This is a genomic window from Sorangium sp. So ce302 (assembly GCF_051530145.1).
GTDB lineage: Bacteria > Myxococcota_A > Polyangia > Polyangiales > Polyangiaceae > Sorangium > Sorangium cellulosum_B.
The window spans coordinates 10,256,876-10,279,016 of record NZ_CP150326.1; the positions used below are offsets into that span (position 1 = coordinate 10,256,876).

Genomic DNA, 22,141 nt, shown 5'->3' on the forward strand with positions numbered 1-22,141 from the left:
GGCCGCGGCCGCGATGACCCGCGCGCTCGCGCCGGCGGCGCCCGGCGACATGGCGCCGCCGGGGGCCCGCCGCGCGATCGCGCGGGGTCAGCGCGCCGGCGAGACGTTTACCACGCTCGCCGGATCCGTCACTGCGCCCGGCCCGAAGTGGAACTCGAGCGGCTCGTTGTCGAGCCATTGCGGAAGGAGGTTGTTGTAGAACGCGCTCTCGCGGTGGAGGTCCGACCCGCCGGGGAGCCCGAAGCGCATCTTCGGGCCCGCTGGATCCGCGTCGATGACCAGGCGGATCGACGGCCCGTTGGCGAAGGCGAAGCTGGGCTTTCCGCCGTCCGGCGGGAGCGCGCGCGATCTCGGGTTGGCGACGTTGACGGTGAAGAGCCCGCCCGGCGCGGCATAAGGCCCGTCGTTGTACACGGCGAGGTTGAAGTTATCGAAGATGCTGCGGAGCGTGAGCGTGTGGAAGCGGCCCCAGCGCCAGTCGTCCGCCGGGCCGATGACCGCGAGCGAGGCGGCCGCCTTCGCGAGCGCCCGGAGCACGATGTCGTCCTGCGTCTCCGCCACGTCGTCGGTGGTCACGTCGTCCCAGAGCAGAGGGCCCGAGCTCAGGCGCGCCGGATCGCGCAGCGCGCGCGCCACGACGGTCAGCCCGAACCCGGGCTCATCGAGGCCCGCCGCCGCCGCCTCGTCGCCCAGCGCCTCGCTCACGATCGCATAGAACGTCGCGTGGAACGCCGTGCAGCCGATCGACTCGGCGGCGAGCGTCGCGTCGTCCACCTTGCCCGCGTCCACCGGATCGTGCCCGTCGAGCCCTGTCGGACACGTGTGGTCCCAGGCGGCGAGCGCGTCGACGACGGCCTGCTCCTCGTCCGTCAACGTCGCCAGCTCCGCCGCCGAGAGCACGGCAGGCACGACGAAGCTGCCATAGAGCGAGTACGTGTCGCCTTGCATCACCGTCATGGTGTCGGGCGAATGCGCGTCGCCGCCTGCGTCGAGCAGATCGAGGATCCGCTGCTCGCGCGTCCCGTCGGCCTTGCCCCACGCCTGGAGCGCGCCTTGCCCGTCGTTCGTGGGATCGCCGTCGGCGGTCGCGCCCGTCATGTCGCCGTTCGCCGTCGCGATCGCGGCCCGAGGCGGGTTGAGGAGCTGCGGCAGCTCGGCGAACGGGATCGGGTCGCCCCACTCGGCGCTTCCGTCACCCGGGAGCGGCAGCCACGCGGGCACCTCGGGCGACGCCCAGGGCCGCGCCGGCACCTTGCTGTACGGGAACCAGCCGATATTCCCCTCGGTGTCGACGACGACGAAATTCTGGCTGACGAAGCTGGCCGCCTCGAGCCCTCTCCTGGCTTCGGCGACGCTTCCAGCGCGCCCGAGGGCGAAGAGCGCGTCGAGGTCCGTCCCGCCGTCGTGCCCGCGCCACCGGATGGTCACGGCGGTGCCGGCGTCCGCGTCCTCGCTCACGATGGGCCCGTGGTGCGGGACCCAGCGGAAGGTCTTCTCGATCGTCTCGCCGGAAGCCGCGTCCTTGAACGAGAACTTCTTCTCGACGATCGCCACGTCTTCCCCCTTGAAATCGACCGACGCGCCGTCCCCGGTGAGCGTCTCCAGGTAGACGTCGGCCAGGTCGTAGTACGCGGTGGTCACGCCCCAGCCGATGGACTCGTTCTGTCCGATGATCACGCTCGGCATGCCCGGAATCGTGGCGCCGGCGACGTGGTATTCGCCGTCGCCCCTGCTCCTGGCGTCGAGCTCGACAGGGAACCAGGTGCTGGGATTGCCGAGCAACAGGTGCGGATCGTTCGCCAGGATGGCGTGGCCGCTCTCGGTGCGGCCCGGGCCGACAGCCCAGTTGTTCGACCCGGCGTCGCCCGCCATCTTGCGCCGGCCGTCGCCGACCTTCGCCGCGCGCTCCGCCGCGCCCGTGAGGAGCGCCCGGTGCGGCGAGAGCCGCGACACGGCCACCGGCGCGAAGGGCCGCACGAGGTCCGCCGTCTGCGCGGCGGGCACGGTGGACGCGTCGAACACCGGCGCGGGCGAGAACAGATCGGCGGCGAGCGCCGCGTCGAACAGCGGTATCTGCGCCGCGAGCTCGAGCTCTTCCCCGCTGTTGTTCGAGAGGTCGTTGAGCACGTAGAGGCCGACGGCGGTGCTGTCTTCCGGCGTCCAGTCGCGGATCGCGTCCTTCACCATGAGCGCGAGGTTGTACTCGACGGTCAGCGTCGCGCCGTTCCTCTTGTTCCGCATGTCGGCGAGCCAGGCGTTCACGCCGCGCGCATACGCGTCCAGATGCCCTTTCACCTTCGGGCTCGCCTGCTCGTAGAGCGCCCTCTCGAGCGGCTCGCCGCCGCGCGTCGTGAAGAAATGGCGGTTCTGATAGTCCTGCTCGAGCACCTGCGCGCCCGCCTTCACCAGCCCGCCGAGCGACCCCTCGACGAGGTTGCGGATGAAATCCATGAAGAAGAAGCGATTCTGAGCGTGGAAGTAACCGAGCGCGGCGAAGCAGTCGTCGTCGGACGCGCACTCGAGGTGAAGGACCCCGAGCTCGTCGGTCACCGCCCGGACATCCCCGTCGAGATCGGGAATCGCCACGCCGCCGGGGTCCGATCCCCCTGCGCCGCCGCCCGCTGCTCCCCCGCCCCCCGCTGCTCCCCCGCCGCCTTCACCGCCATTGCCACTTGCCGCGCTGGACGGGGCTTCGCCGTCGTCGCCGCACGAAACGGCGGCCGCCGAAGCGGCAAAGACGAACGCAAGGACCAGCGAACCGAAACGAGCCGTACGCATCATCAGCGATACTCCTCCTGCCTTCGGGCGCACGATATCACGCGCCTCCGGCGGGAACGGCGAACTGTGCGCGTCGATGGCCTGCCGGAGCAGAGGGCGAGATCCGGCAGCGTCGACGCGGGGAGCCGGGGCTCCCGGAGAGCGCCCGGCGCGCGGCCGCCGGAGGGAGCGCGCCCCCGCCGGACCGCCTCCGGCCCGGCCAGGGCGCGCGGCGTCGATCCAACGGCGCGAGCCTGGTTCCCCTCGCCGCGATCTCGACTATGACGCCGGGCATGCGACGCCTCCTGCTCCCCCTCTCCCTCCCCGCCCTGACGCTCGCCGCCGCCTGCTCCGGCGCTCCCCCGGAGCCCGCCCAGACGGCGCCGTCCCCGCGCGCGCACGACGGCCGCCCGCCCGCGGCCGCGCCGTCCCCCGCCGAGGCCGGGGCCGCGGCGCCCGCCGCCCCGGAGGCCGGCGCGCCCGCTGCCCAGGCGGGGACGGCCGGCGGGGAGAGCGCCGCCGCGGAGGAGCAGGCGTGCCCGGCCGACATGAAGCTCGTCGAGGGCGAGTACTGCAGCGAGGTCGAGCACAGCTGCCTCCGCAGCTGGTACGACAAGTCGAACAAGAAGACGATCTGCGAGGAGTTCGCCCCCGCCCCGGCCCGCTGCACGGGCGACAAGACGAAGAAGCGCTATTGCATCGACACGTACGAGTGGCCGAACAGGAAGGGGGAGCGGCCCGAGGTGATGAACCGCTTCCACCAGGCGCAGGTCAAGTGCGCCGCCGTCGGCAAGCGCCTCTGCACCGAATCGGAGTGGACGCTCGCCTGCGAAGGCCCCGAGATGAAGCCGTTCCCTTACGGGTACTCGCGCGACGCGACGAAGTGCAACGGCGACCACCTCTGGGACGATCCCGACATGAAGAAGGTCGCGAAGCGCGACCCGGGCGAGCTGGCCCGCCTCTGGAAGGGGGTGCGGAGCGGGTCGCAGCCCGAATGCATCAGCGACTATGGCGTCGCCGACCTGCCCGCGAACACCGATGAGGTGGTGGCGAGCGAGACGAGCGGCGGCTGGCGCGGCAAGTTCGACAGCGTCCACACCGGCGGCCCCTGGTACAAGGGCGTGCGCAACCAGTGCCGGCCGAAGATCTACACCCACGACGAGGGGTTCTATTATTACTTCCTGAGCTTCCGCTGCTGCGCCGAGCCCGACGGCAAGGCCAGCGAGCCGCGGACGCCCCGGCAGGTCCAGGAGGGGTGGGACATGGCTCGGGTCGAGCGGATGGCGCAGTTCACGGTCGAGGAGATGCGCGGGAAGCTCGAGCTCAAGCAGCAGGGCAAGTGCGAGTGCAAGCCGACCGACATCCTGTGCAAGACGATGTGCGGCACGCTGCTCGGGCCGGGCGCGGTGGACGCGACGCCTGGGGGCGGCGCGCCCGCCGCGCCAGGGAGCGGCGAGAAGCGGTGAGCGGCGAGGCGTCTGTCGGGCCTGCGGCGCAGCGCGAAGGGGCCGCCTCCACGCCGCCGCCTGCGGGCTCCGCTACATGCTGGCGTCCGTCAGCATCGCCACGACGCGCTCGATCGACCAGTAGCCTGCCATTGCGCCCATCGCATACACCACGCCGCGCCTCACCGTCGCTGGTTGCGTGGGGACGCGCGCGGCAAGGAAGCGCAGCGCGACCACCAGCGCGATCACGCCGAGCTGACCGATCTCCACGCCCACGTTGAAGAACAAGAGCGCAATCGGCACATGCCTCTCCGGCAGCCCGATGTCGAGCAGCGACGACGCGAACCCGAGCCCGTGAAGCAGCCCGAAGGCGAACGTGACGGCCCATGGGGCCCGGCGGGTGAGCGAGTCGGTCGGCCGGATGCACTCGCCGCAGATCAGCACGATCGAGAGCGCGATGGCCGCTTCGACCGGCGGGGCCGGCAGCGTCAACCAGCCAAACACGGCGCAGGCCAGCGTCAGGCTGTGCGCGACCGTGAAGGCCGTGACGGCGCCGAGCAGCTTCCGGCCGCCGCTCACGAGAAGCGTGAGCGCGATGACGAAGAGGAGATGGTCGAACCCGGTCAGGATGTGCTCGACGCCGAGCCACGTGTAATCGACCATGATCGGCCGGAGCGCGCCGAGCCCGGCGGAGGCGGGAATACCGTAGACCAAAAGGCTCGGGTCGTTGCCGGTCAACACCCGGACAAGCCGGCTTCCATTCCGCCACTCGACAACCACCATCACGTTGGTCTCGGTCCCCTCGAGCCAGGGGAGCTCGATGGTGCCGACGAGGCCGTCGTGACCGCAGTCGAGAACTGCTCCGTCGAGCTTGCAGGCCGCGGGGAACACGGCGGGCGTCGCGAGGTCGGCCTGTAGCGCGGACGAGCTCGCCTCCCAGCGTACGGCGAACCGCCCGTCGTGACCTTCCACCTCCGTCAGCGAAAGAAGCGCTGAGTTGAGCGCGTGGCCGGCCGCCGGGACAGGCGCCAGGAGCAGGGCCAGCAAGAACGGCAGGGACCGAGCCAGCCGGAGCAGATGCGAACGATTCAAGGGCTCTCCTTGAACCTGTACTGCGCGAGGAGGCTCTCGACGAACTCGTCGACGGCTTGCTTCTTCCTCGCGGCGGCCCAGTCGATGGTGAGGGTCGCGCGGATCGCCTCGCGGCTGGGCAGCCCCCCGCCTATCTGGTTGACCCGCACGAGCAGCAGGCTGTCCTGGGTCTCCAGGGGCTGCCACGTCGAGAGCGGCGAGCTGCCAATGCTCTCGGCGACCGCGGGTCCGAACTTGGCTGCGAGTGAATCGCGGGTGAGGTTGCCACCCTCGATCGGACGACCGAGCGTCCTTGGGTCCGCACCGTCGGCCAGCGCACGTCGATACGTCGACCGCTGCTCCTCTGCGGCCGGGTCGCTCTTGGAGAAGGCTACGATCTCGAAATCGTACCGGAGCGGCGTTTCGTACTGGCTCCGGTGAGAAGCCAGCCACGCGTCCAGCTCTGCATCCGTCGGCGCCCGCGCCGCGCTCGGCTGAGCCGCCCGTGTCCGCAGCTTCTCGGCCAGCGCGACCCGCACCGTCGCATCCTGCCGATCGAGCCCCTCCCGCAGCGCCTCACGGTAGAGCACCTCGTCCCGCTTCCACCCGTCGAGCGCCGCCGCCAGCTCGGCCTCCGTCGGCGGCCGCCCCATGTTGTCGCGGAACTGCCGTTCCAGGTCCGCCTTCAGGCCCGTGCTGACGACGATCTCCCTGGGATCGCCGGCGACAAGCCGGTGGCCGAGGAACAACAGCGCGCCGATGAAGAGGAAATGAATGACCGGTTCGCGGAGCAACCGAGCGAAGCTCCCCATGGTGTTACCGCTGGTGTCAGACATGAGACGCGCTCTCGCCGGGGGAGAGGAGACCCAAACGCTTCGGAGACGTCAAGCCCCAGCCGAGGGACCTGCCCTGGGCGGGGTCGGCTACGCCCGAAGCCGCGCCGGTGGCGGCGCGGGGCTTCGGACGGCTCGGGTCAGGGCGACAGCGTGACGGACTTCGCGTCGAGCGCCACTTCGTAGTAGCCGTGCGGATCCCAGCTGAGCGTGGCGCCGTTCTGCTTGAGCGTGCCGCCGGTCACCGTCACGCGCACGTACTTGCCCGGCGGGAAGTTGGCGGGGAGGGTCCACGAGTAGGTCGTGTCGTTCCCGTTCTTCATGTTGGTGCCGTCGGTGATCGCCTTCTGGCCACGCCAGTAGGCACCGATGGTCTCCATGGTGCCGATCCACACGTCGCCGTATTCCTTGACGGCCTTGACGTGATCGACCCAGGCCTGGAACGGGATCGGCTGATAGGCGCCGTCGCTGCCGCCGGTGAAGCCGTGGATGCAGAAGGTGCGCCACTTCTTGCCGCTTCGCGCGCTCGCGACCTCCGAGTCCATCTGCGCCTTGGAAGCGTTGGTCGGGGGAATGTAGGTGGGCAGAACGAACGGATTGCTGCTGTCGTTCGGGCCGATCAGGGCGTTGGACACGCCGCGATTGATCATGAAGCGCGTCCGGGCGATGCCCTCGTATACACCCGCGCCGTTCGGGGCCGCCATCGTATACGGCGTGACGCCGTACTTGTCCTTCATGTCCTTCGTCGCGGCGTCCGTATCGGAGCCGTTGTCGTTGCTCGAGTGGCTCCTCGTGTGGTTGGCGAGCTCGTGCCCGCGCGTCAGAGCCTGTTTCCAGACCGCGTTGTTCGCTTCCTGCTTACCGGTCCAGACGTAGAAGGTGAACGGCACGTCGAGCGCCATCATCTCATCGAAGTGCTGGATCTGGGTCTGGTTCACGTCGTCGAAGCTGTACGTCACAGCGCCCGCGAAGCCGGCCCAGTCGATCACCTTGAACCCGCCGGCCGCGCCGGCCGGCTTCGGCACATTGCCAGCGCCGGGCGCCGGCGGAATGCCGGAATCGGGCAGCGCTCCTCCGTCACCGCCACCGCCCGTTCCTGCGCCACCCGTTCCGCCGGTGCCGGCGGGGTCCGCGCCGCCCGTGCCGGCGGGGTCCGCGCCGCCCGTGCCGGCGGGGTTCGAGCCGCCGTCGCCCCCCCCAGCCGACGCCGACGTCGTGCTGGGATCCGCGCCGCTGGAGGAGGAGCTTCCCGGCGTGCCGCCGCTGCTGCTGCTGCTCGTCGTCTGCTGGCCACCGGTGGTGCCGCCGGCGGTGTCCTCCCCGTCATCGCTGCAGCCGCTGACGTGCAGCGTGCCCAGCAACAACATCGCACCGAGCGCCAAGGACGATGACGCAGGAAAATTCTCGAAGTGGAAGAATCGCGATGATTTCAGCATCGGGTAAGGATACAAAACCCCCGGAAGGCGCTCAAAGGATTATGCACGACGCACGCGGGTCGACGCATCGCACGAATGGCTCACATGTTACCAAAAGTAGCGAGCGGCTCACATGTTACCAAAAGTAGCGAGCGGCTCACACGTTGCCAAAAGTAGCGAGGGCCACGTCGACGAAGCGCTCCGCCGTATCTTTCTAGCGACGCGGCGACTGCCGGAGCGTACCGGGCTTCGCGTCGGCCTCATGTGCAGCGCTCTCACCCTGACTCGCCAGGTGGTTTTCACCCCCGCCTGGACGATCGGCAAAGCAAGCGGGCGGCCTCATGGTGACGACCGGAGCAACCGCCCGCCGCGTGGGTCCAAGGGTCCGCTTCACGGATCCCCCGGGTGTCCGAGCAACACGCGTCGACACCATCGATGCAGGCGCACGTCGTCGGTCGCGAATGACCAGCGGGCGGCGAGCCATCGCTCTGCAGGCTCGAACAGCGCGTCGAGGTGTTGCGCCAGCAGCCACTCCCGGGCGAGGCGCCGATCGCGATCCGTGGCAGTCGTGGTGATGAACGGCGTGAGGTAGATGACGGCAGACAGCGGATCGAGCCGAGCGTCGCCCACGATGGGTACGCCCCCGAAGTCGATCACGGCGCTCACCTCCTGGCCTTCGACCAGCACATTGCCTGGATAGAAGTCCATGTGCACGAAGCTCGGTCGCTCCGGCTCGGGCAGCGCGGCGGCCAGACGCGCCGGCTCGATGCCGTCGAACGCGCTCCCGGCGCAGGTCAGGCTCTTCCTTGCGCGCAGCTCGAGGTAGGAGCGGTAAGAGGGCGTACGGATCGGCTCGGCTTCGCACAGGTCGCCGTACCACGCAGCGCTCACGCGCAGGGCTCTCAGGAGCGTCGAGGTCTCGAGAAAGCGAATGATGAGATGTTCCCGCTCGGCGCCGGCCGCCTCGCCGAGCACCTGCAAGAGGGGCCGCCCGGGGAGCCGCGGCTCGACGGTGATGAGGCGGCCGTGCAGCTCGGTCATCTCCAGGACACGCGGGATCGAGAACGGCACCGCGCTCGCGCCCTGGTGGAAGTCCTCGAGCAGCTGGGCTCGTCGAACGACCGTCTCCCGGACCGTCCCGGGATGGTGGACGCGCACGACCCGCTCGCCGCCCAGCGCGAACACGCAGGCTTCACCGCCGATGCCGAGCAGCGCATCCCGGGTCAGGCCGAGATGGCTCATCACCTGCAGCAGGGGGGCGTCGTCCTCGATGCTCATCCCGGGGTCCACTGCGGGTGGCCCGTGAACAGGCCGTGCACGAAGCCGATCTCGTAGACAAGGAAGGCGCCGAACGCAAGGCTCAGCAGGCCCGACACGACGCCGAGCCCGCGATGGAGGCGGTCGAAGCGGCGAGCTGCATACGCGAACGGCATCGCGAGAGCGGTCGTGATGAGCTCGCTCGCCCCCGCGCCGCGCGCCCTCAGAAGAACGCCTTCAACAGGCCTATCGCGCCCTGCTTCCAGGGCACGCGATGGGTCACGCCCGAGCGGCTCTCGAACTCGCTCCGGTGCGCCTGGTACCACTCGAGGTTGCGCACGAGCGCGTCCTTGTTCGAGTACCTGGGCGTGAAGCCGAGCACCCGCTCGGCCTTCTCGATCGACACGAACGAGTCCTTCGACGCCGTCTCGTAGACCCACTTGTAGAGCGGCGACACGCCCATCGCCTCGAGCGCGCGCAGGCCGAGCACCGCCGGCGCCGCCGGGAAGGGCACGATCTTCTTGCCCTTGCCCACCGCGTCGAGCACCGCCTGGTAGTCCTCCCCCATGGTGGTGAAGTCCTTCGCGCCGATGTTGAAGGTGTCGTTGGCGATCGACGCATCCTTCGTCATGCACAGGGTGATCGCCTCGCAGAGATCGGCCACGTCGAGGAGCTGATAGCGGTTCTTGCCATCGCCGATCATGGGGAAGCCCTTGCCGTCGAGCGCCCAGTCGTAGAGCAGGGCGAAGACCCCGAGCCGCTCCGGGCCGATGAAGGACTTGGGCCGGATGATGGGCACCACGAGCCCCCGGCCGCGCTCCTCCAGGCACACGACCTCGGCCTGGATCTTGGCCTGCCCGTACGGGCCCACGCCGTCGAGCCGGTCGTCCTCGCAGAGCGGGTGGTGATCGGGGATGCCGTACACGGCCGTGGAGGAGATGTGCACGGCGCGCTCGACGCCGTGGCGGCGCGCGGCGCTCATGACCAGGCGCGTGCCGATCACGTCGGTCGTGTAGATCTCCTCCGCCGTGTACAGGGGCAGCGCGGCCGCCGTGTGCACGACGAAGTCATGCCCCTTCACCGCCTCGTCGACGACCGCCGCGTCACGGATGTCCCCGCGCACCTCGCGGATGCGCGACCGCTCGGGGTAGTCGAAGTCCAGGAGATCGAGCGACGTGACGTCATAGCCGCGCTCGAGCAGGTGCCGCACCAGATTGATCCCGAGGAAGCCCGCGCCGCCCGTGATCAGGACCTTCTTCTTGCTCATCGTCTTGCAACCTCGCTTCAGGGATAAGGAAAGCCGCCGGCCCTCACGCGCCGCGCGCCTCGATGATGGCCCGCGCCTCGGCCGGGTGGCGCTTGCACTCGAGCAGCGCTCCGAGCAGGAGCGGCGCCACGATGGTGGCGTCCGACTCGATCACGAACATGGGCGTGTCCTCGGTCAGCTTGTCCCAGGTGATCTTCTCGTTGGGCGTGGCGCCGGAGTACGAGCCGTAGGACGTCGTCGAGTCGGAGATCTGGCAGAAGTAGGCCCAGGGCCGTGCCGGCTTTTCGAGGTCGTACTTGAGCGACGGCACCACGCAGATGGGGAAGTCCCCCGCGATGCCCCCGCCGATCTGGAAGAACCCCACGCCCGCGCCTGCGCTGAGCGCGCGGTACTGATCGTACAGCGCGGCCATGTACTCGATGCCCGACTTCACGATGCTCGCGCTGCACTCGCCCCGCCTCACGTAGGACGCGAAGATGTTGCCGAAGGTCGAGTCCTCGTGGCCCGGGACCACCAGCGGCAGCCCGGCCTCCGCGGCGGCGAGCAGCCAGCAGTCCTCGGGCGGTCCGCGGTGGAGCGCGGGCTCGACCGCCCGGATCAGATCGTAGAAGTACTCGTGCCAGAAGCGGCGCTCGCCGCTCGCCGTCGCCCGCTCCCACATGGGGACGATGTGCTTCTCGACCGCGCGGAAAGCCTCGTCCTCGGGGATGCTGGTGTCGGTCACGCGCCGCATCCGGTTCTCGAGGATCCGCGTGTCGTCCTGCTTGGTGAGGTAACGGTAATCGGGGAAGTCGCGGTAGCCATCATGCGCCACGAGGCGAAACAGCGACTCCTCCAGGTTGGCGCCGGTCACTGACATGCCGTGGATCAGGCCGGCGCGGATGGCCGGCGCCAGCGTGATGCCGAGCTGGGCCGAAGACATCGCCCCGGCCACGGCCCAGAACATCTTCCCCCCGCGCTCGATGTGCTCCCAGTACGCGAGGAGCGCGTCGCGCGTCGCGCGGGCGTTGAAATTCTTGTAGTTGCGGAGAACGAACGAGAGGAGGGGCAGCGTCGTTGATGCCGACTTCGTCTCAGCCATGTTTTTCCGAGCCTTGGCGACCACGGAGGTCGTCCCGGTGGTCTCGGGTCGCGCAGGCCACCAGGGACGCGCTACGGACCGACGCAGGTCGGGCCGCCATCGCAGCGTCAGGTGGCTTCGGGGGGACCGTAGCACGCATCGTGTGGATCGTGTCAAGCCCGTCTCAACGGGCGGGAACCGTGCAGGAGACATGCGCCGCAATGGCCAGGATGCGTCGTGATCGTAATCAGGGCGTGAGATCGCGCGAGGCCGGTCCTGCTGCTGCGCGCACCAGCGGTCCGAGCCCCGCTCGGGCTCGATGGCGGACACCTCCTCAGCCCGGCTTGCCTTTCCGTCTCCCGCCGCCCTGCCGACGCGGCTCCACGCCAGCGGCGCGCTGCCCTGTCCGCGGCGCTCGTTGCGGCGGGTCGACCTTGCCCATCGCCCCGCAGGCGAGCTCGGGCAGGGTCGCCTTCATCCACGCGGGGTCCACGGCGCCTGGCGCGGAGAGGTAGGCGCGGCAGGCCTGGTGCGCCGGCCCGAGCAGCACCACGTCGACCATCAGCTCGGAGGAGCGCGCCCCGGAGAAGACGCCGAGCTCGGAGAGGTGCGCCATGATCTCCGCCTTGAGCCGCGCCTTGGTCTCCCGGAGCGCGGCGCGGTGATGCCCGTCGAGCTCCAGCGCGAGCGCCTGGTACATGAAGCGCGCCTCGCCCTCGTGGTCGAACACCCAGGTCAAGTGCGCCTCCACCAGCGTCCGCACCGCCGAGCGCGCCGTCCTGGCGGCGAGCACGCGCGCGGTCACGTGCCCCACCAGCCGCTCGAAGGTCCGCTCCAGCAGCGCCGCCACGAGCGCCGGGAAGTCCTCGAAGAGGTGGTACACGCTCGAAGGGCTCGCGCCCGCCTCCTTGCGGACGTCCTCGATGCCGGTGCGCAAGAGGCCCCGCTGCTCGAAGCAGCGGAGCGCCGCGTCCAGGAGCGCCTCCCGGCGGGCCACGCCGTTCTGTCGAGCCACGGCCATGGCCCCTCCCCTACCCCAGCCGCGCATCGCTGGCCAGCCGGCCCAACTGGAGGATTCTTCCAGTTTCATCTTGGAAGTTTCTTCCATTTTGTTTACCTTCCTGTCGAAAGCGAGGTGTCGCATGGAGCTGGGGCTGGAGAAGAGGGCCGCGCTGGTGACCGGTGGCTCGCAGGGGATCGGCAAGGAGGTGGCGTTGCAGCTCGCGGCCGAGGGGGCCCGCGTGGCGCTCACCTACCGGAGCGAGCGGGAGAAGGCCCGAGAGGTCGTCCGGGAGATCGAGGGGCGAGGCGGCGAGGCGGTCGCGCTGGAGCTCGACCTCGGGTCGGTCGAGTCCGTCAAGGCAGCCGTCGCGGCCACCGTGGCGCGCTTCGGGCAGATCGATGTGCTCGTCAACAACGCGGTCCGCTGGAGCGAGCGCTTGCCCTGGGAAGCGCCGCGCTTCGAGGACATCCCGCTCGCGGAGTGGCGGGGCGTCATCCACGACAACATCGACGGCGCCTTCGCCGCCATCCAGGCCGCGGTGCCCTCGATGCGGGCCCGCGGATGGGGGCGGATCGTCAATATCTCCTCGGGCGTGGCGCTCGACGGGGTGGTGGGCGCAGGGCCGTATGCCGCCGCCAAGGCGGCGCTCCACGGGCTCACGTCCGTGCTCGCGCGCGAGCTCGGGCCGCACGGGATATTGACCAACGTGGTGGTGCCGGGCTTGACGCTGACCGACAGGGTGAGCGCGCAGGCATCACCGGAGCTCGTCGCGCAGCGCGGGAAGGCGTATCCCGTGGGGCGGCTGCTGCGGCCCGAGGAGGTGGCGCCGACGATCGTCTTCCTGTGCTCGGCGGCGAACACCGCTGTCACGGGGGAGATCGTCCGCGCGAGCGGGGGCCGACCGATGTAACCGAGGCAACTGACACCTACCGGTCACGGCGCCTGCGCGCCGTCCACCAAGGCTGCGAACTCCGGATCGGTCAAGCTCTTCATGAAGGCCACGACATCCGCCTTCTCCTCCGGCGTGATGGTGAAAGCCCTGACGAGCGTGCTCTTGTTCGGGTTCTCGCTGCCCACGCCCGCGAACGGCCCGTCGTCGATGGTCCTGCCTCCCGCGGCGTAGTGGTCGACGACCTCCTCCAGGGTGGCCACGCTCCCGTCGTGCATATAGGGCGCCGTCAGCTCGACGTTGCGCAGCGAAGGAACGCGGAACTTCCCCTTGTCGGCCGGGTCGCCGGTGAACTCGAACAGCCCCTCTCCGCCGGATGGATAGTCCCCGTCCGAGCCGAGGTTGTAGAGGCCGGTGTTGTGGAAATCCATCTCCGCCTGCTTCGTCTCGGCGCTCCGGAAGGCGGTCGTGAAGTTGATCCCGCTGTGGCAGTGATAACACTCGAGCCGCTCGGAGAAGAAGAGATCCATGCCGCGCAACGCCGCCTCGGACATCGCGCCCGCCTCTCCGCCGTACGTGGTGCGATCGTACGCGGAGCGCCCGGAGAGGAGCGTCCTCTCGAACGTCGCGATCGCCTTCACGACGGTATCGAACGTGATCGGCTCGCTCTCGCCGGGGAAGGCGGCGACGAACGCGGCCTTGTACGCCTCGTCGCCGCGGAGCCGGCCGAGAACGACGTCCTCGGCGCCGGTGATCCCGAGCTCGACCGGGTTCTCGCCGAACATCGGGACGAGCGCCTGCTCCTCGAGCGACGACAGCGTGGGGTTGCCCCAGGTGAGCAGCGGGAAATAGGCGACATTGGCCAGCCCCATCGCGTTGCGCGGGATCGTGTCCCCTGTGGAGCCGGTCGGGGTGGGCTTGCCGTCGGCAAACCCCCTGTCGCGCTCATGACACGAGGCGCACGCCATGGTCCCGTTGCCCGACAAGCGCTCGTCGAAGAACAGGGCGCGCCCGAGCGCGACCTTCGCCTCGGTCATCGGGTTGTCGGGCGGCACCCACGGCCTCGGGAAGCCGACGGGCAAGGCGAGCTCGTAACCGTCGGCCGGCAAGGTCGCTTCCGTCTCGCCCCCACACGACGCCGCCGCGAGCGCGACGAGCGCCGCCGACGCGATTGCGCGGATCACTCCAGCAGAATGCGGCGCTGTTCGTTGTGACACAGATTACACGCTCCTGAGATGGATGGAAACGGCATCTCGTTCGTCCCCTCGCCGTCCTGGGACCGCAGGAAGAAGAACAGCGCCTGGTCCGGGAAGGGCAACGGCTCGGTCGTGAAGAAGTTCCCGTTCCCGTCGATGGCGACCGAGAGCACGAGATCTCCCTCGCCTCCGCCGGCCGTGCGGAGCTCGACCGTTCCGCCTGTCACCGGCGTGCCCGACGGCGCATACACCGTCCCGGCCGTGGTGAAGAGCCCCTTGCCAGGCCCGTGGGGCTGATGGCAGCCGATGCAGTTCTGCCCCATGTTGTGGCTGCGCTTCTCGACAGCGGCGCTGATGTTCTCCACGTCGAGCGCCGGATCGCGCTCGAAGCGGGGGTCGCCCGGGAGGATCTCCGCGTCGCTCGGCTCGTCCATGTCCTCGTCGGAGGCACCGCAGCCGGCAAGCCCACAGACCCATAGCGACGCGAGCAGGCAGGTCGCCGTTCTGAGGATGTACATCTCACTCCACCCGGAAGGCGGTCTGCGCAGCGGACGGGTTCACGCCATCGAAGCCCATTCCAAGCGCGTTGAAGACGGGTGGGCACTCTGGATCGCCCTCGAACGACATGCAACCGGAGGTGCGATCCGTCTCGCCGTCGACCTGGTGGTCGAGGTCGGACTCGGCATAGAATCTGGCGATATCGAAGACGATGGTGCTCGACTCCGGGTCGACCCCGTCGATACGTATGTCAGCGAGGTTGTCAGCAGCGCACGAGTAACCCTCGCTCACGGTACCCTCGCACTTCGTACCCCCGAGGTGGAAGAAGTAGGTAGGGTTCATCGTCGAGATGAGGTCGAGGCGCACGAACTTGTAGCCGCCCTTCCACGACCACCACATACCGGGAATGTTCAGGGGCGCCGGGGCCGTCGCCGCGTCCAGGTGGTTCATCTCCGGGGGCAAACCCACGTTGAACCTGACACCGACGTAATCGCCGGCGGGCGCGGTGCCAACAACCTCGGTCCTCGTCTCCGGGCTGCCGGTCTCACAGGAGCCCGTGCCGTCCTCGAAGTCGAGGAACGCGATCTTGTCGCGCTGCCATTGGCCATCCTGCTCGAGCGAGAGGGGCTCTTCGGACCCGTCGCCGTGAACGAGCCGCACGTCGGAGACGTACATGCGAAAATCGAGCGCATTGACCGACGATCCGGTCGTGCCGACTCCATCGAACGTGTCAGCGCAGGAGAACGGCCTGTCGCCGACCTTGGCGGCGAAGCGCAGCGCGAACGTCTTCGAGATGACGTCCTCATCGCTCCCGCCGCATCCGCTCAGAGCCGCAAGACAGGCCACGCCGAGGAACGTGATACGCGCCATTGAACAAATCATCAGGCAACCTTTCAAGCTACGAGGCCACTGCGCCGCGGTCATAACGAGATGTCCCTGCTGAGCCTCCTCTCCAATCAACCGGGAAGGCGGGTGCGCTCATGCGTCGCGCTCCCGGAGCTCGTCGTCGAGGCGCTCGTCGTACTCGTCGCGCGCAGCCGCAATGGTGCCTCCGGACGGAGCGGCCTGCGCAGCGTTGCTCCGCCACGAGCGCAGCAGGGCGAAGATCCCGAGGAAGGTCACTGCGATGCCCAGCATCAATCCCAGCGCGACCTGGCCGAGCGTGCCTGACGAGGGCGCCGCGCGGAGGCGCTCGCCGTAACGCGCCACGAGGTCCTGCTCGATGGCGTCGGCCACCTCGCCCCGACGGAGACGCGCATGGATCTCGCGACGAAGATCGCGCGCCAGCTCCGATTCGTGGACATCGAGCGTCTGATCCCAGCAACAAGGCGCGAGCAGACGCGCCGCGAGCGCCCTCTCGCCAGGCGCAGGGGTCGAGTCGACGAGCTCCGAGGCGGCCTGGCTGGGCGGCGCGGGTTCGGCGCTGCCGGTGAGCGCCACGCCAGCGAGGGCGACGGCCAGCGCGGCCACGCGGCGCCAGCGCGAGCTCTGCGGCGACCGGAGCCCCACCGGTCCGCTTCCCTTTCGCGCGCGGTGAGGGAAATGGACCGGGTCACTGGCAGACGCGTCCTTGTCGCGCTGGATCATTGCAAAACAGGCTAGCGTGACCCGCCGCCGAGGTCCTGCGACACGATGTCGCGCTTGTCGACGGCGCGTCCTGACCCGGTCTGCTGCAACTTCCGCCGGAGGAGCGAGCAGACGTCGCGAAGCGCTTGATCGCGAGCCTCGACGGACCAGCGGACGAGGACGTCGAGGCGGCCTGGCTCGCCGAGGTTGAGCGACGTCTACAGGACGTCGACCGCGGCACGGCAAGCGTCGAGCCCTGGGACGTTGTTCGGGAACGGCTCGCCACACGTCTCCGCGCGACCCGCAAATGACGGTTGTCTGAGCGGGAGAGACTACGCCTGTCCAACAAGACGCGAGGCCGCTCCCCTCACCGCCCCTCCGCCACCACGAGCGCGCTCTTCCGCCCCACCCGGTACGTCCTCACCGGCTCTCCCCGGACGATCCGGTCGTGCTCGCTCCAGCGCGCGGCCTCCCCTTCTGCGGTGCGCCGGGCGGCGCGCTCGGCGAGCCGCTCGGCGATGCGCTCCACCCCGCGGCGGACGTTCGCGCGCTGCGAGCGCTCATCGGCGACGCGCACCGTGATCCCGCTCGGCCGGTGGTGGATCCGGACCGCCGACAGGGTCTTGTTCACGTGCTGCCCCCCCGGCCCGCTCGCGCGGCAGGCCGATATCTCGAGCTCACCGAGATCCACGCCCTCGCCCTCACCCGCCCCGGCGTCCGCCCCCGCAGCGTGGACCGCCACCCCCGCGAACCACCGCTTGCGCGCCGCCTTCCCCCGCGCCGCGCTCCGCTCGACCAGCGCGTGTGTCCCGAGCTCGCCCTCCAGGCAGCGCCGCGCGTCGCCCTCCACCAGGATCTCGACCGAGGCCGGCGCGTCCTCGTCGCCGTGCAGCGTGACGTCGACCACCGCGAGCCCGCGCTCCTCGCAGAGCGCCTCCATGCGCTCGGCGAGCCGCGCCACGAAGCGCCGCACCTCGACCGGCCCCCGCCCCGCGCTGATCTGCACCCACGACCGGCTCATCGCTTCACCGTGAGCACCGGCACGAGCGGCGCGACAGCCGTCGCCAGGCCGGCCTCGACAAGGCTCTCGATCACCGGCTCGATCGGCTTGTACGCGTCCGGGTGCTCCTCGAGCAGCAGCGCCGGATCGTCGCACACAACGCGGCCGCCGAGCTCCGTGCGGGCGAGCTCGCGCCGCCGGTACCTGGCCGCGATCTTCTCGCGCGCCTCGCTGCGCCCCATCTTGCGGCCCGCGCCGTGCGCGACGGAGCGCAGCCCCGCCTCCGCGTCGCACGAGCGCATCACCCACGACGGCGCGCCGCGCGACCCGAGCACCACGGTGAAGTCGCTGCCCCGGGCGGGCGCCGCGCCCTTGCGGTGCACCCAGGCCAGCTCGCCGCCCACGGCCTCGCGCGCGACGTCGTTGTGGGTGAGGTCGAGCCCGCCCGTGATCGTCGACGCCCGCGAGGCGCCGAGCGCGCGCAGCATCCGGTACGCGAGCAGGAGCCGGTTCGCCCGCGCGAAGCGGCACGCGCCGGCGAGCTCGCCGAGGTACGGCTCGGCAGCGTCCCCCTCGAGCACCGCGCCGCCCCAGCGCTGCCCGAGCGCACCGCCAAGCCCGCGCGAGCCGGAGTGCGCCACGACGACGAGCTCCCCCGCGGAGAGGCCGAGGGCCTTCGCCGCCGCAGGGTCCCGCAGCGCGCCGACCCGGGCGACCTCGAGGAAGTGGTTCCCCCCGCCGACCGAGCCGAGCGCGCCCTCGTAGCCCGCGCGGTACGGCGAGGCGTCCCCGCTCGGGCGAAGGCCGTCCTCCGGCTCCGCCGCCGCGAGCCGCGCGAGCGCCTCGGGCACGCCGTCGACCTCGGCAAAGCCGCGCGCGCCGCGCTCCCAGACCCGCTCGAACACCGCCCGCGGGTCGCACTCGGCGAGCGGCTCGTCGTCCATCGCCTGCCGGGCGCGCCGCTCGAGGACGTCCGGCGCCACGCGACCGATCGACGTCGCGACGAGCCGCACGCCGCAGCCGGCGTCGCCGCCGATGAGCTCCGGGACGACCCGGTCCGCGAAGGCGAAGGCCGCGCCGATGGGGATGCCCCGCCCGGCGTGCAGGTCCGGCATGCCCACGGCGCGGACGCAGCCCGGCAGCGCGGCGACGCGCGCGAGCTGCTGGACGGCGTTGCCCTCGAGCCAGACGTCGTCGCGGGCGACCAGGCGGGCGTGGGCAGGAAGGACTGCGCTGTCGGCGGGGGCTTTCATCGAGATCTCCGGGGCAGGAGGCAAAGGCAGGCGCAAACGCGGATGGGAACGGGAATGCCCATGGGAATGCGCAGGAGATTTGCGGCTTCCGTGCCAGCGCGCGGCCCGCGGCGACGCCGGCAGAGCGCCTCTACATGGTGCGCCGTGCACCAGATAAAGTGGTACATCGTGCACCACATCTGGTGTACGGTGCACCAGTGAATCGCCTCCTCCTCACCTGGTCGGACGCGGGCACGCTCGGGCCGGCGCCGGCGCACCACGGCCGCCGGCCCGAGGGCGATCGCGGGCCGGTGCTGCGGCTCCTCGACCAGGAAGAGAGCCGCTACGACGCGATCGTGGTCCTCACCATCCCGGCGGGCGAGGCGCCGTCGCGGGCGCTCGTCGAGCAGGCGCGGGCCCGCGCGCCGCGGATCGAGCTCCGGGTCGTGGACGTCGACGATCCGTCGGACCACGCGAAGCTCTTCCGGGCGCTCGGGAAGCTCTCGGCGCAGCTCAAGCGCGCCTTTCCACCCGCGGCGTGGGCGACGGACGTCCTGCTCTCGGCCGGCACGCCGCAGGCGCAGACGCTCTGGGTCATCCTGGTGCAGGCGGGGATCCTGCCGGCGCGCATGCTCCAGGTGATCCCGGCGGCGTTCGTGCCGCACCCGCACCCGCGGCCGGTGCGCGAGGTCCGGCTCGACATCGAGGGTTTCCCGGAGATCCGCGCGCTGCGCGAGGAGGTCGTGCGCCTGCGGGCCGAGGCGCGCACGCGCGACACGGTGCTCGTGGGCGAGAGCGAGCCGATGCGCTTCCTCCGCGCCCGCATCGCCCGGGTCGCCGCGACCGACGTGCCGGTGCTGATCGTCGGCGAGACCGGGACCGGAAAGGAGCTCGCGGCCAGGGCGATCCACGAGCACAGCCCGCGCGCGAGAGGGCCGTTCATCGCGGAGAACTGCAGCGTCTTCGCCGAGGGCGTGCTCGCGAGCGAGCTGTTCGGCCACGAGGCGGGGGCCTTCACCGGGGCCGCGGGGCGGCGGCGCGGCGTCTTCGAGCAGGCGCACGGCGGGACGCTGTTCCTCGACGAGATCGGCGAGCTGTCGCCGCGGGTGCAGGCGTCGCTGCTGCGCGTTCTCCAGGACGGGACGCTGCGGCGGGTGGGCGGCGAGGCGAAGATCGAGCTGGACGTCCGCGTCCTCGCGGCCACCCACCGCGACCTCGCGGCGATGGTCGAGGAAGGGACGTTCCGCGAGGATCTGTACTACCGGCTCCGCGGCGCGATCATCGAGGTTCCCCCGCTCCGCGCGCGGGGTGGCGACATCGAGGTGCTCGTCGGCGCTTTCCTCGACGAGGTGCAGTCGCGGCGCAAGGGGCGCGGGCTCGAGGTGACGCGCGAGGCGCTGAGGAGCCTTTACCAGCACGCCTGGCCGGGCAACGTGCGCGAGCTGCGCGCGGAGGTGCAGCGGTGGGGCGTGTTCTGCGAGCACACGGTCGACGTGGGCGATCTCGCGCCGGAGATCGCGTCGCCGGCGGCGCGGCCCGCGAGCGGCGGCGCAGGCGGGATCGCGCGAGCGCCGGAGTCGGAGGCAGGCGGCGAGGAGGTCGCGCCGCTCGCGGAGGCCGTGGCGTCGGCCGAGCGCGCCGCGATCGGGCGCGCGCTCGAGGTGCACAAGGGCAACCTCTCGCGCGCGGCGCGCGCGCTCGCCATCGACAGGAACACCCTGAAGCGCAAGATGGCGGCCTATCGCCTCGGCAAGGGGGCGCCTGCGCGCTCGACGATCCGAAGAAGCTGAAGCTGCCGCCGCTGCCGAACAAAGAGAAGAAGAAGACGAACGATCGCTGATACCGCGAACGGCGCCCGGGCCGCCGGCGCCAGCAGCGATGTCCTCGATGTCCCGAGGCTGGGCGCTCGAAGCCCGGAGAGCCGATGCCTACGCCAGGAGCACCCACGAGCGCGCGCGCCTGGTTCACCGCTTGCATTGCCCCGTCGAGCAAGCTGGGAGGTCGTGCGAATGCTGGCGCTCACATACCATGGGCCGAAGAACGTCCGCGTCGAGGAAAACCCGGAGCCTCGGGTTCAACACCCGAACGACGTGGTCCTGCGCGTGAGTCGCGCCACGATCTGCGGCTCGGATCTGCACCTCTATCATGGCTACGTGCCTGACACGCGCGTGGGGACCATCTTCGGCCATGAGTTCACCGGCGTCGTGGAGGAGATGGGGGCCTCGGTGCAAACGCTGAAGCGCGGCGACCGCGTCGTGGTGCCCTTCAACATCGCCTGCGGGACGTGCTTCTTCTGCCAGCGAGAGCGCACCTCCGCCTGCGAGAACACGAACCCGCTCACCACGCTCGCCAGCGGGATCTTCGGTTATTCGCACACCACCGGCGGCTACCAGGGCGGCCAGGCCGAGCGCGTCCGCGTCCCCTTCGCCGACGTCGGCCCCATGAAGATCCCCGACGACCTCTCGGACGAGGACGCGCTCTTTCTCTCGGATATCCTCCCCACGGGGTACCAGGCCGCGGAGATGGGGGACATCGGCCCCGCGGACACCGTGGCCGTCTTCGGCTGCGGGCCCGTCGGCCTCGTGGCCCAGCGGTGCGCATGGCTCCTCGGCGCGCGCCGGGTCATCGCCGTCGATTCGGTCGGTTACCGCCTCGATTTCGCGCGCCGGCACAACAAGGCAGAGACGCTCGATTTCAGCGAGACCCCGGATGTCGTGTCCGCGCTCCGGGACATGACCGACGGCCGCGGGCCGGACGTCTGCATCGAGGCGGTCGGCCTCGAGGCGAACGGCTCGACGCTGCACGACGTGCTGGGCAAGGCGCTCAAGCTCGAGGCCGGGTCGCCCGTCGCCCTCAACTGGGCGATCCAGTCGGTCCGCCGCGGCGGGAGGGTCTCGATCGTCGGCGTCTACGGGCCGCCGTGGAACCTCATCGACGTGGGCGCGGCCATGAACAAGGGCCTGACGATCAAGACCGGGCAGTGCGACGTGAAGCGGTACATGCCCCGCCTGCTCGAGCACATCCGCAGCGGGAACATCGACCCGAGGGCGCTCATCACCCACCGCGTCCCGCTCGAGGCGGCCGCGGAGATGTACCGGGTGTTCGCGGCGAGGACCGACGGGATCCTCAAATGCGTGCTCATTCCGCGGGGGGCCAAGTGAGCTCCGTCATCGAGGAGGAGGCGATCATGGAAGCCGAGATCGTGCTGCCGAGGGAGCTGCCGTACTGGGGAGTCGACATTTGCCTCGAGGACAGGCCCGGCGTCCCGAGGGAGGTGCCGCCGCGCCTCCTGGAGAGCGCGCACTGGCTCGAGCCCGAGCAGCAGCCGATCGAGGGGCCGCTGCTCAGGCACCCCGGGCGCGCCCGCCCGACGCCGGTGTTCAGCACGGCATTGCCGCCGAGAGGAGCGAGCGGCGCGCTGCGTCGCGTCGCCTACAAGGTCCCGGATCACCGGCTCTCCCACTGGGTCGCGCTGTTCATCGCGGATCGGGTCGACGTGATCGAGAGCCTCCCTCTCCTGTTGAAGAGGCGGGCCGTCAGGGCAGGCAAGCCCAGGCGCGCGGCGTCACAGCGCGCGTGACGAAAGGCGTGCTCGCGCCGATCCAGCGTGGCACACGCGATGCCGGATCGGGACCAGGGCCCCCGGGGCCAT

21 protein-coding genes are annotated in these 22,141 nt (G+C 70.5%); 6 read left to right on the forward strand and 15 right to left on the reverse strand.

Features of this window, described 5'->3' with window-relative positions; translation table 11 throughout:
- Positions 1-87 precede the first annotated feature (87 nt).
- Entirely contained in the window at positions 88-2,781 is a 2,694-nt protein-coding gene (locus tag WME73_RS38780) for a penicillin acylase family protein (protein ID WP_437912867.1), read from the reverse strand.
- A 269-nt stretch (positions 2,782-3,050) separates the two neighbouring features.
- Here WME73_RS38780 and WME73_RS38785 point away from each other — a divergent pair, with 269 nt between their 5' ends.
- Positions 3,051-4,223 (forward strand): SUMF1/EgtB/PvdO family nonheme iron enzyme, encoded by a 1,173-nt coding sequence (locus WME73_RS38785; RefSeq protein ID WP_437912869.1) that lies wholly within the window; start codon positions 3,051-3,053, stop codon positions 4,221-4,223.
- Between the two features lie 72 nt (positions 4,224-4,295).
- Here the strand turns inward: WME73_RS38785 and WME73_RS38790 are convergent, their stop codons facing one another.
- The 8 genes from WME73_RS38790 to WME73_RS38825 all read right to left on the reverse strand — a co-directional run bounded on the left by WME73_RS38790 (position 4,296) and on the right by WME73_RS38825 (position 12,126).
- Positions 4,296-5,294: a HupE/UreJ family protein gene (locus WME73_RS38790; protein WP_437912871.1), complete on the reverse strand. Its 999-nt coding sequence runs from the start codon at positions 5,292-5,294 to the stop codon at positions 4,296-4,298.
- Positions 5,291-6,109: a peptidyl-prolyl cis-trans isomerase gene (locus WME73_RS38795; protein WP_437912872.1), complete on the reverse strand. Its 819-nt coding sequence runs from the start codon at positions 6,107-6,109 to the stop codon at positions 5,291-5,293. The genes WME73_RS38790 and WME73_RS38795 overlap by 4 nt, the downstream gene beginning before the upstream one ends.
- Positions 6,110-6,246: 137 nt before the next feature.
- Positions 6,247-7,542, reverse strand: coding sequence for a polysaccharide deacetylase family protein (locus tag WME73_RS38800; RefSeq protein ID WP_437912873.1), 1,296 nt, complete (start codon positions 7,540-7,542; stop codon positions 6,247-6,249).
- A gap of 369 nt (positions 7,543-7,911) precedes the next feature.
- Complete coding sequence (locus WME73_RS38805; RefSeq protein ID WP_437912874.1) at positions 7,912-8,799, reverse strand: phosphotransferase family protein; 888 nt, start codon at positions 8,797-8,799, stop codon at positions 7,912-7,914.
- Entirely contained in the window at positions 8,796-8,954 is a 159-nt protein-coding gene (locus WME73_RS38810) for a hypothetical protein (RefSeq protein ID WP_437852625.1), read from the reverse strand. Before WME73_RS38810 ends, WME73_RS38805 begins: the two co-directional genes overlap by 4 nt.
- A 47-nt stretch (positions 8,955-9,001) precedes the next feature.
- Positions 9,002-10,045: an NAD-dependent epimerase/dehydratase family protein gene (locus tag WME73_RS38815; RefSeq protein ID WP_437741314.1), complete on the reverse strand. Its 1,044-nt coding sequence runs from the start codon at positions 10,043-10,045 to the stop codon at positions 9,002-9,004.
- A gap of 43 nt (positions 10,046-10,088) precedes the next feature.
- Positions 10,089-11,126, reverse strand: a complete 1,038-nt coding sequence (locus tag WME73_RS38820) for a deoxyhypusine synthase family protein (protein WP_437912877.1) — start codon at positions 11,124-11,126, stop codon at positions 10,089-10,091.
- Between the two features lie 313 nt (positions 11,127-11,439).
- Complete coding sequence (locus WME73_RS38825; RefSeq protein WP_437912879.1) at positions 11,440-12,126, reverse strand: TetR/AcrR family transcriptional regulator; 687 nt, start codon at positions 12,124-12,126, stop codon at positions 11,440-11,442.
- 121 nt (positions 12,127-12,247) lie between these two features.
- Between WME73_RS38825 and WME73_RS38830 the strand changes: the two genes are divergently transcribed.
- Entirely contained in the window at positions 12,248-13,018 is a 771-nt protein-coding gene (locus WME73_RS38830) for an SDR family NAD(P)-dependent oxidoreductase (protein ID WP_437912880.1), read from the forward strand.
- 23 nt (positions 13,019-13,041) lie between these two features.
- On the opposite strand, the gene WME73_RS38835 is transcribed toward WME73_RS38830, so the two are convergent.
- The 4 genes from WME73_RS38835 to WME73_RS38850 form a co-directional block, all read right to left on the reverse strand.
- Entirely contained in the window at positions 13,042-14,181 is a 1,140-nt protein-coding gene (locus WME73_RS38835) for an MbnH family di-heme enzyme (protein WP_437912881.1), read from the reverse strand.
- A complete protein-coding gene (locus WME73_RS38840) occupies positions 14,178-14,711 on the reverse strand; it encodes a hypothetical protein (protein WP_437912882.1) in 534 nt (177 codons plus the stop codon). The genes WME73_RS38835 and WME73_RS38840 overlap by 4 nt, the downstream gene beginning before the upstream one ends.
- Before the next feature lies 1 nt (position 14,712).
- A complete protein-coding gene (locus WME73_RS38845) occupies positions 14,713-15,561 on the reverse strand; it encodes an MbnP family copper-binding protein (protein WP_437912883.1) in 849 nt (282 codons plus the stop codon).
- Positions 15,562-15,669: 108 nt separating this feature from the next.
- Positions 15,670-16,200, reverse strand: coding sequence for a cytochrome c-type biogenesis protein (locus tag WME73_RS38850; protein ID WP_437912885.1), 531 nt, complete (start codon positions 16,198-16,200; stop codon positions 15,670-15,672).
- Between the two features lie 161 nt (positions 16,201-16,361).
- Here WME73_RS38850 and WME73_RS38855 point away from each other — a divergent pair, with 161 nt between their 5' ends.
- Positions 16,362-16,568, forward strand: coding sequence for an addiction module protein (locus tag WME73_RS38855; protein WP_437917491.1), 207 nt, complete (start codon positions 16,362-16,364; stop codon positions 16,566-16,568).
- A 56-nt stretch (positions 16,569-16,624) separates the two neighbouring features.
- Here WME73_RS38855 and WME73_RS38860 read toward each other — a convergent pair whose 3' ends face one another.
- Both WME73_RS38860 and WME73_RS38865 read right to left on the reverse strand, forming a co-directional pair.
- A complete protein-coding gene (locus WME73_RS38860; RefSeq protein ID WP_437912886.1) occupies positions 16,625-17,278 on the reverse strand; it encodes a peptide chain release factor-like protein in 654 nt (217 codons plus the stop codon).
- Positions 17,275-18,510: an RtcB family protein gene (locus WME73_RS38865; protein ID WP_437912888.1), complete on the reverse strand. Its 1,236-nt coding sequence runs from the start codon at positions 18,508-18,510 to the stop codon at positions 17,275-17,277. The genes WME73_RS38860 and WME73_RS38865 overlap by 4 nt, the downstream gene beginning before the upstream one ends.
- A gap of 197 nt (positions 18,511-18,707) precedes the next feature.
- Between WME73_RS38865 and WME73_RS38870 the strand changes: the two genes are divergently transcribed.
- The 3 genes from WME73_RS38870 (at position 18,708) to WME73_RS38880 (ending at position 22,069) form a co-directional block, all read left to right on the forward strand.
- Positions 18,708-20,279: a sigma-54 interaction domain-containing protein gene (locus WME73_RS38870; protein WP_437912890.1), complete on the forward strand. Its 1,572-nt coding sequence runs from the start codon at positions 18,708-18,710 to the stop codon at positions 20,277-20,279.
- Between the two features lie 219 nt (positions 20,280-20,498).
- The gene (locus tag WME73_RS38875) at positions 20,499-21,650 is read left to right on the forward strand and encodes a zinc-dependent alcohol dehydrogenase (RefSeq protein ID WP_437912892.1); all 1,152 of its coding nucleotides are present in this window, start codon (positions 20,499-20,501) and stop codon (positions 21,648-21,650) included.
- A gap of 26 nt (positions 21,651-21,676) precedes the next feature.
- On the forward strand, positions 21,677-22,069 hold the full coding sequence (locus WME73_RS38880; RefSeq protein WP_437912893.1) for a hypothetical protein: 393 nt from the start codon (positions 21,677-21,679) through the stop codon (positions 22,067-22,069).
- Positions 22,070-22,141: the final 72 nt, after the last annotated feature.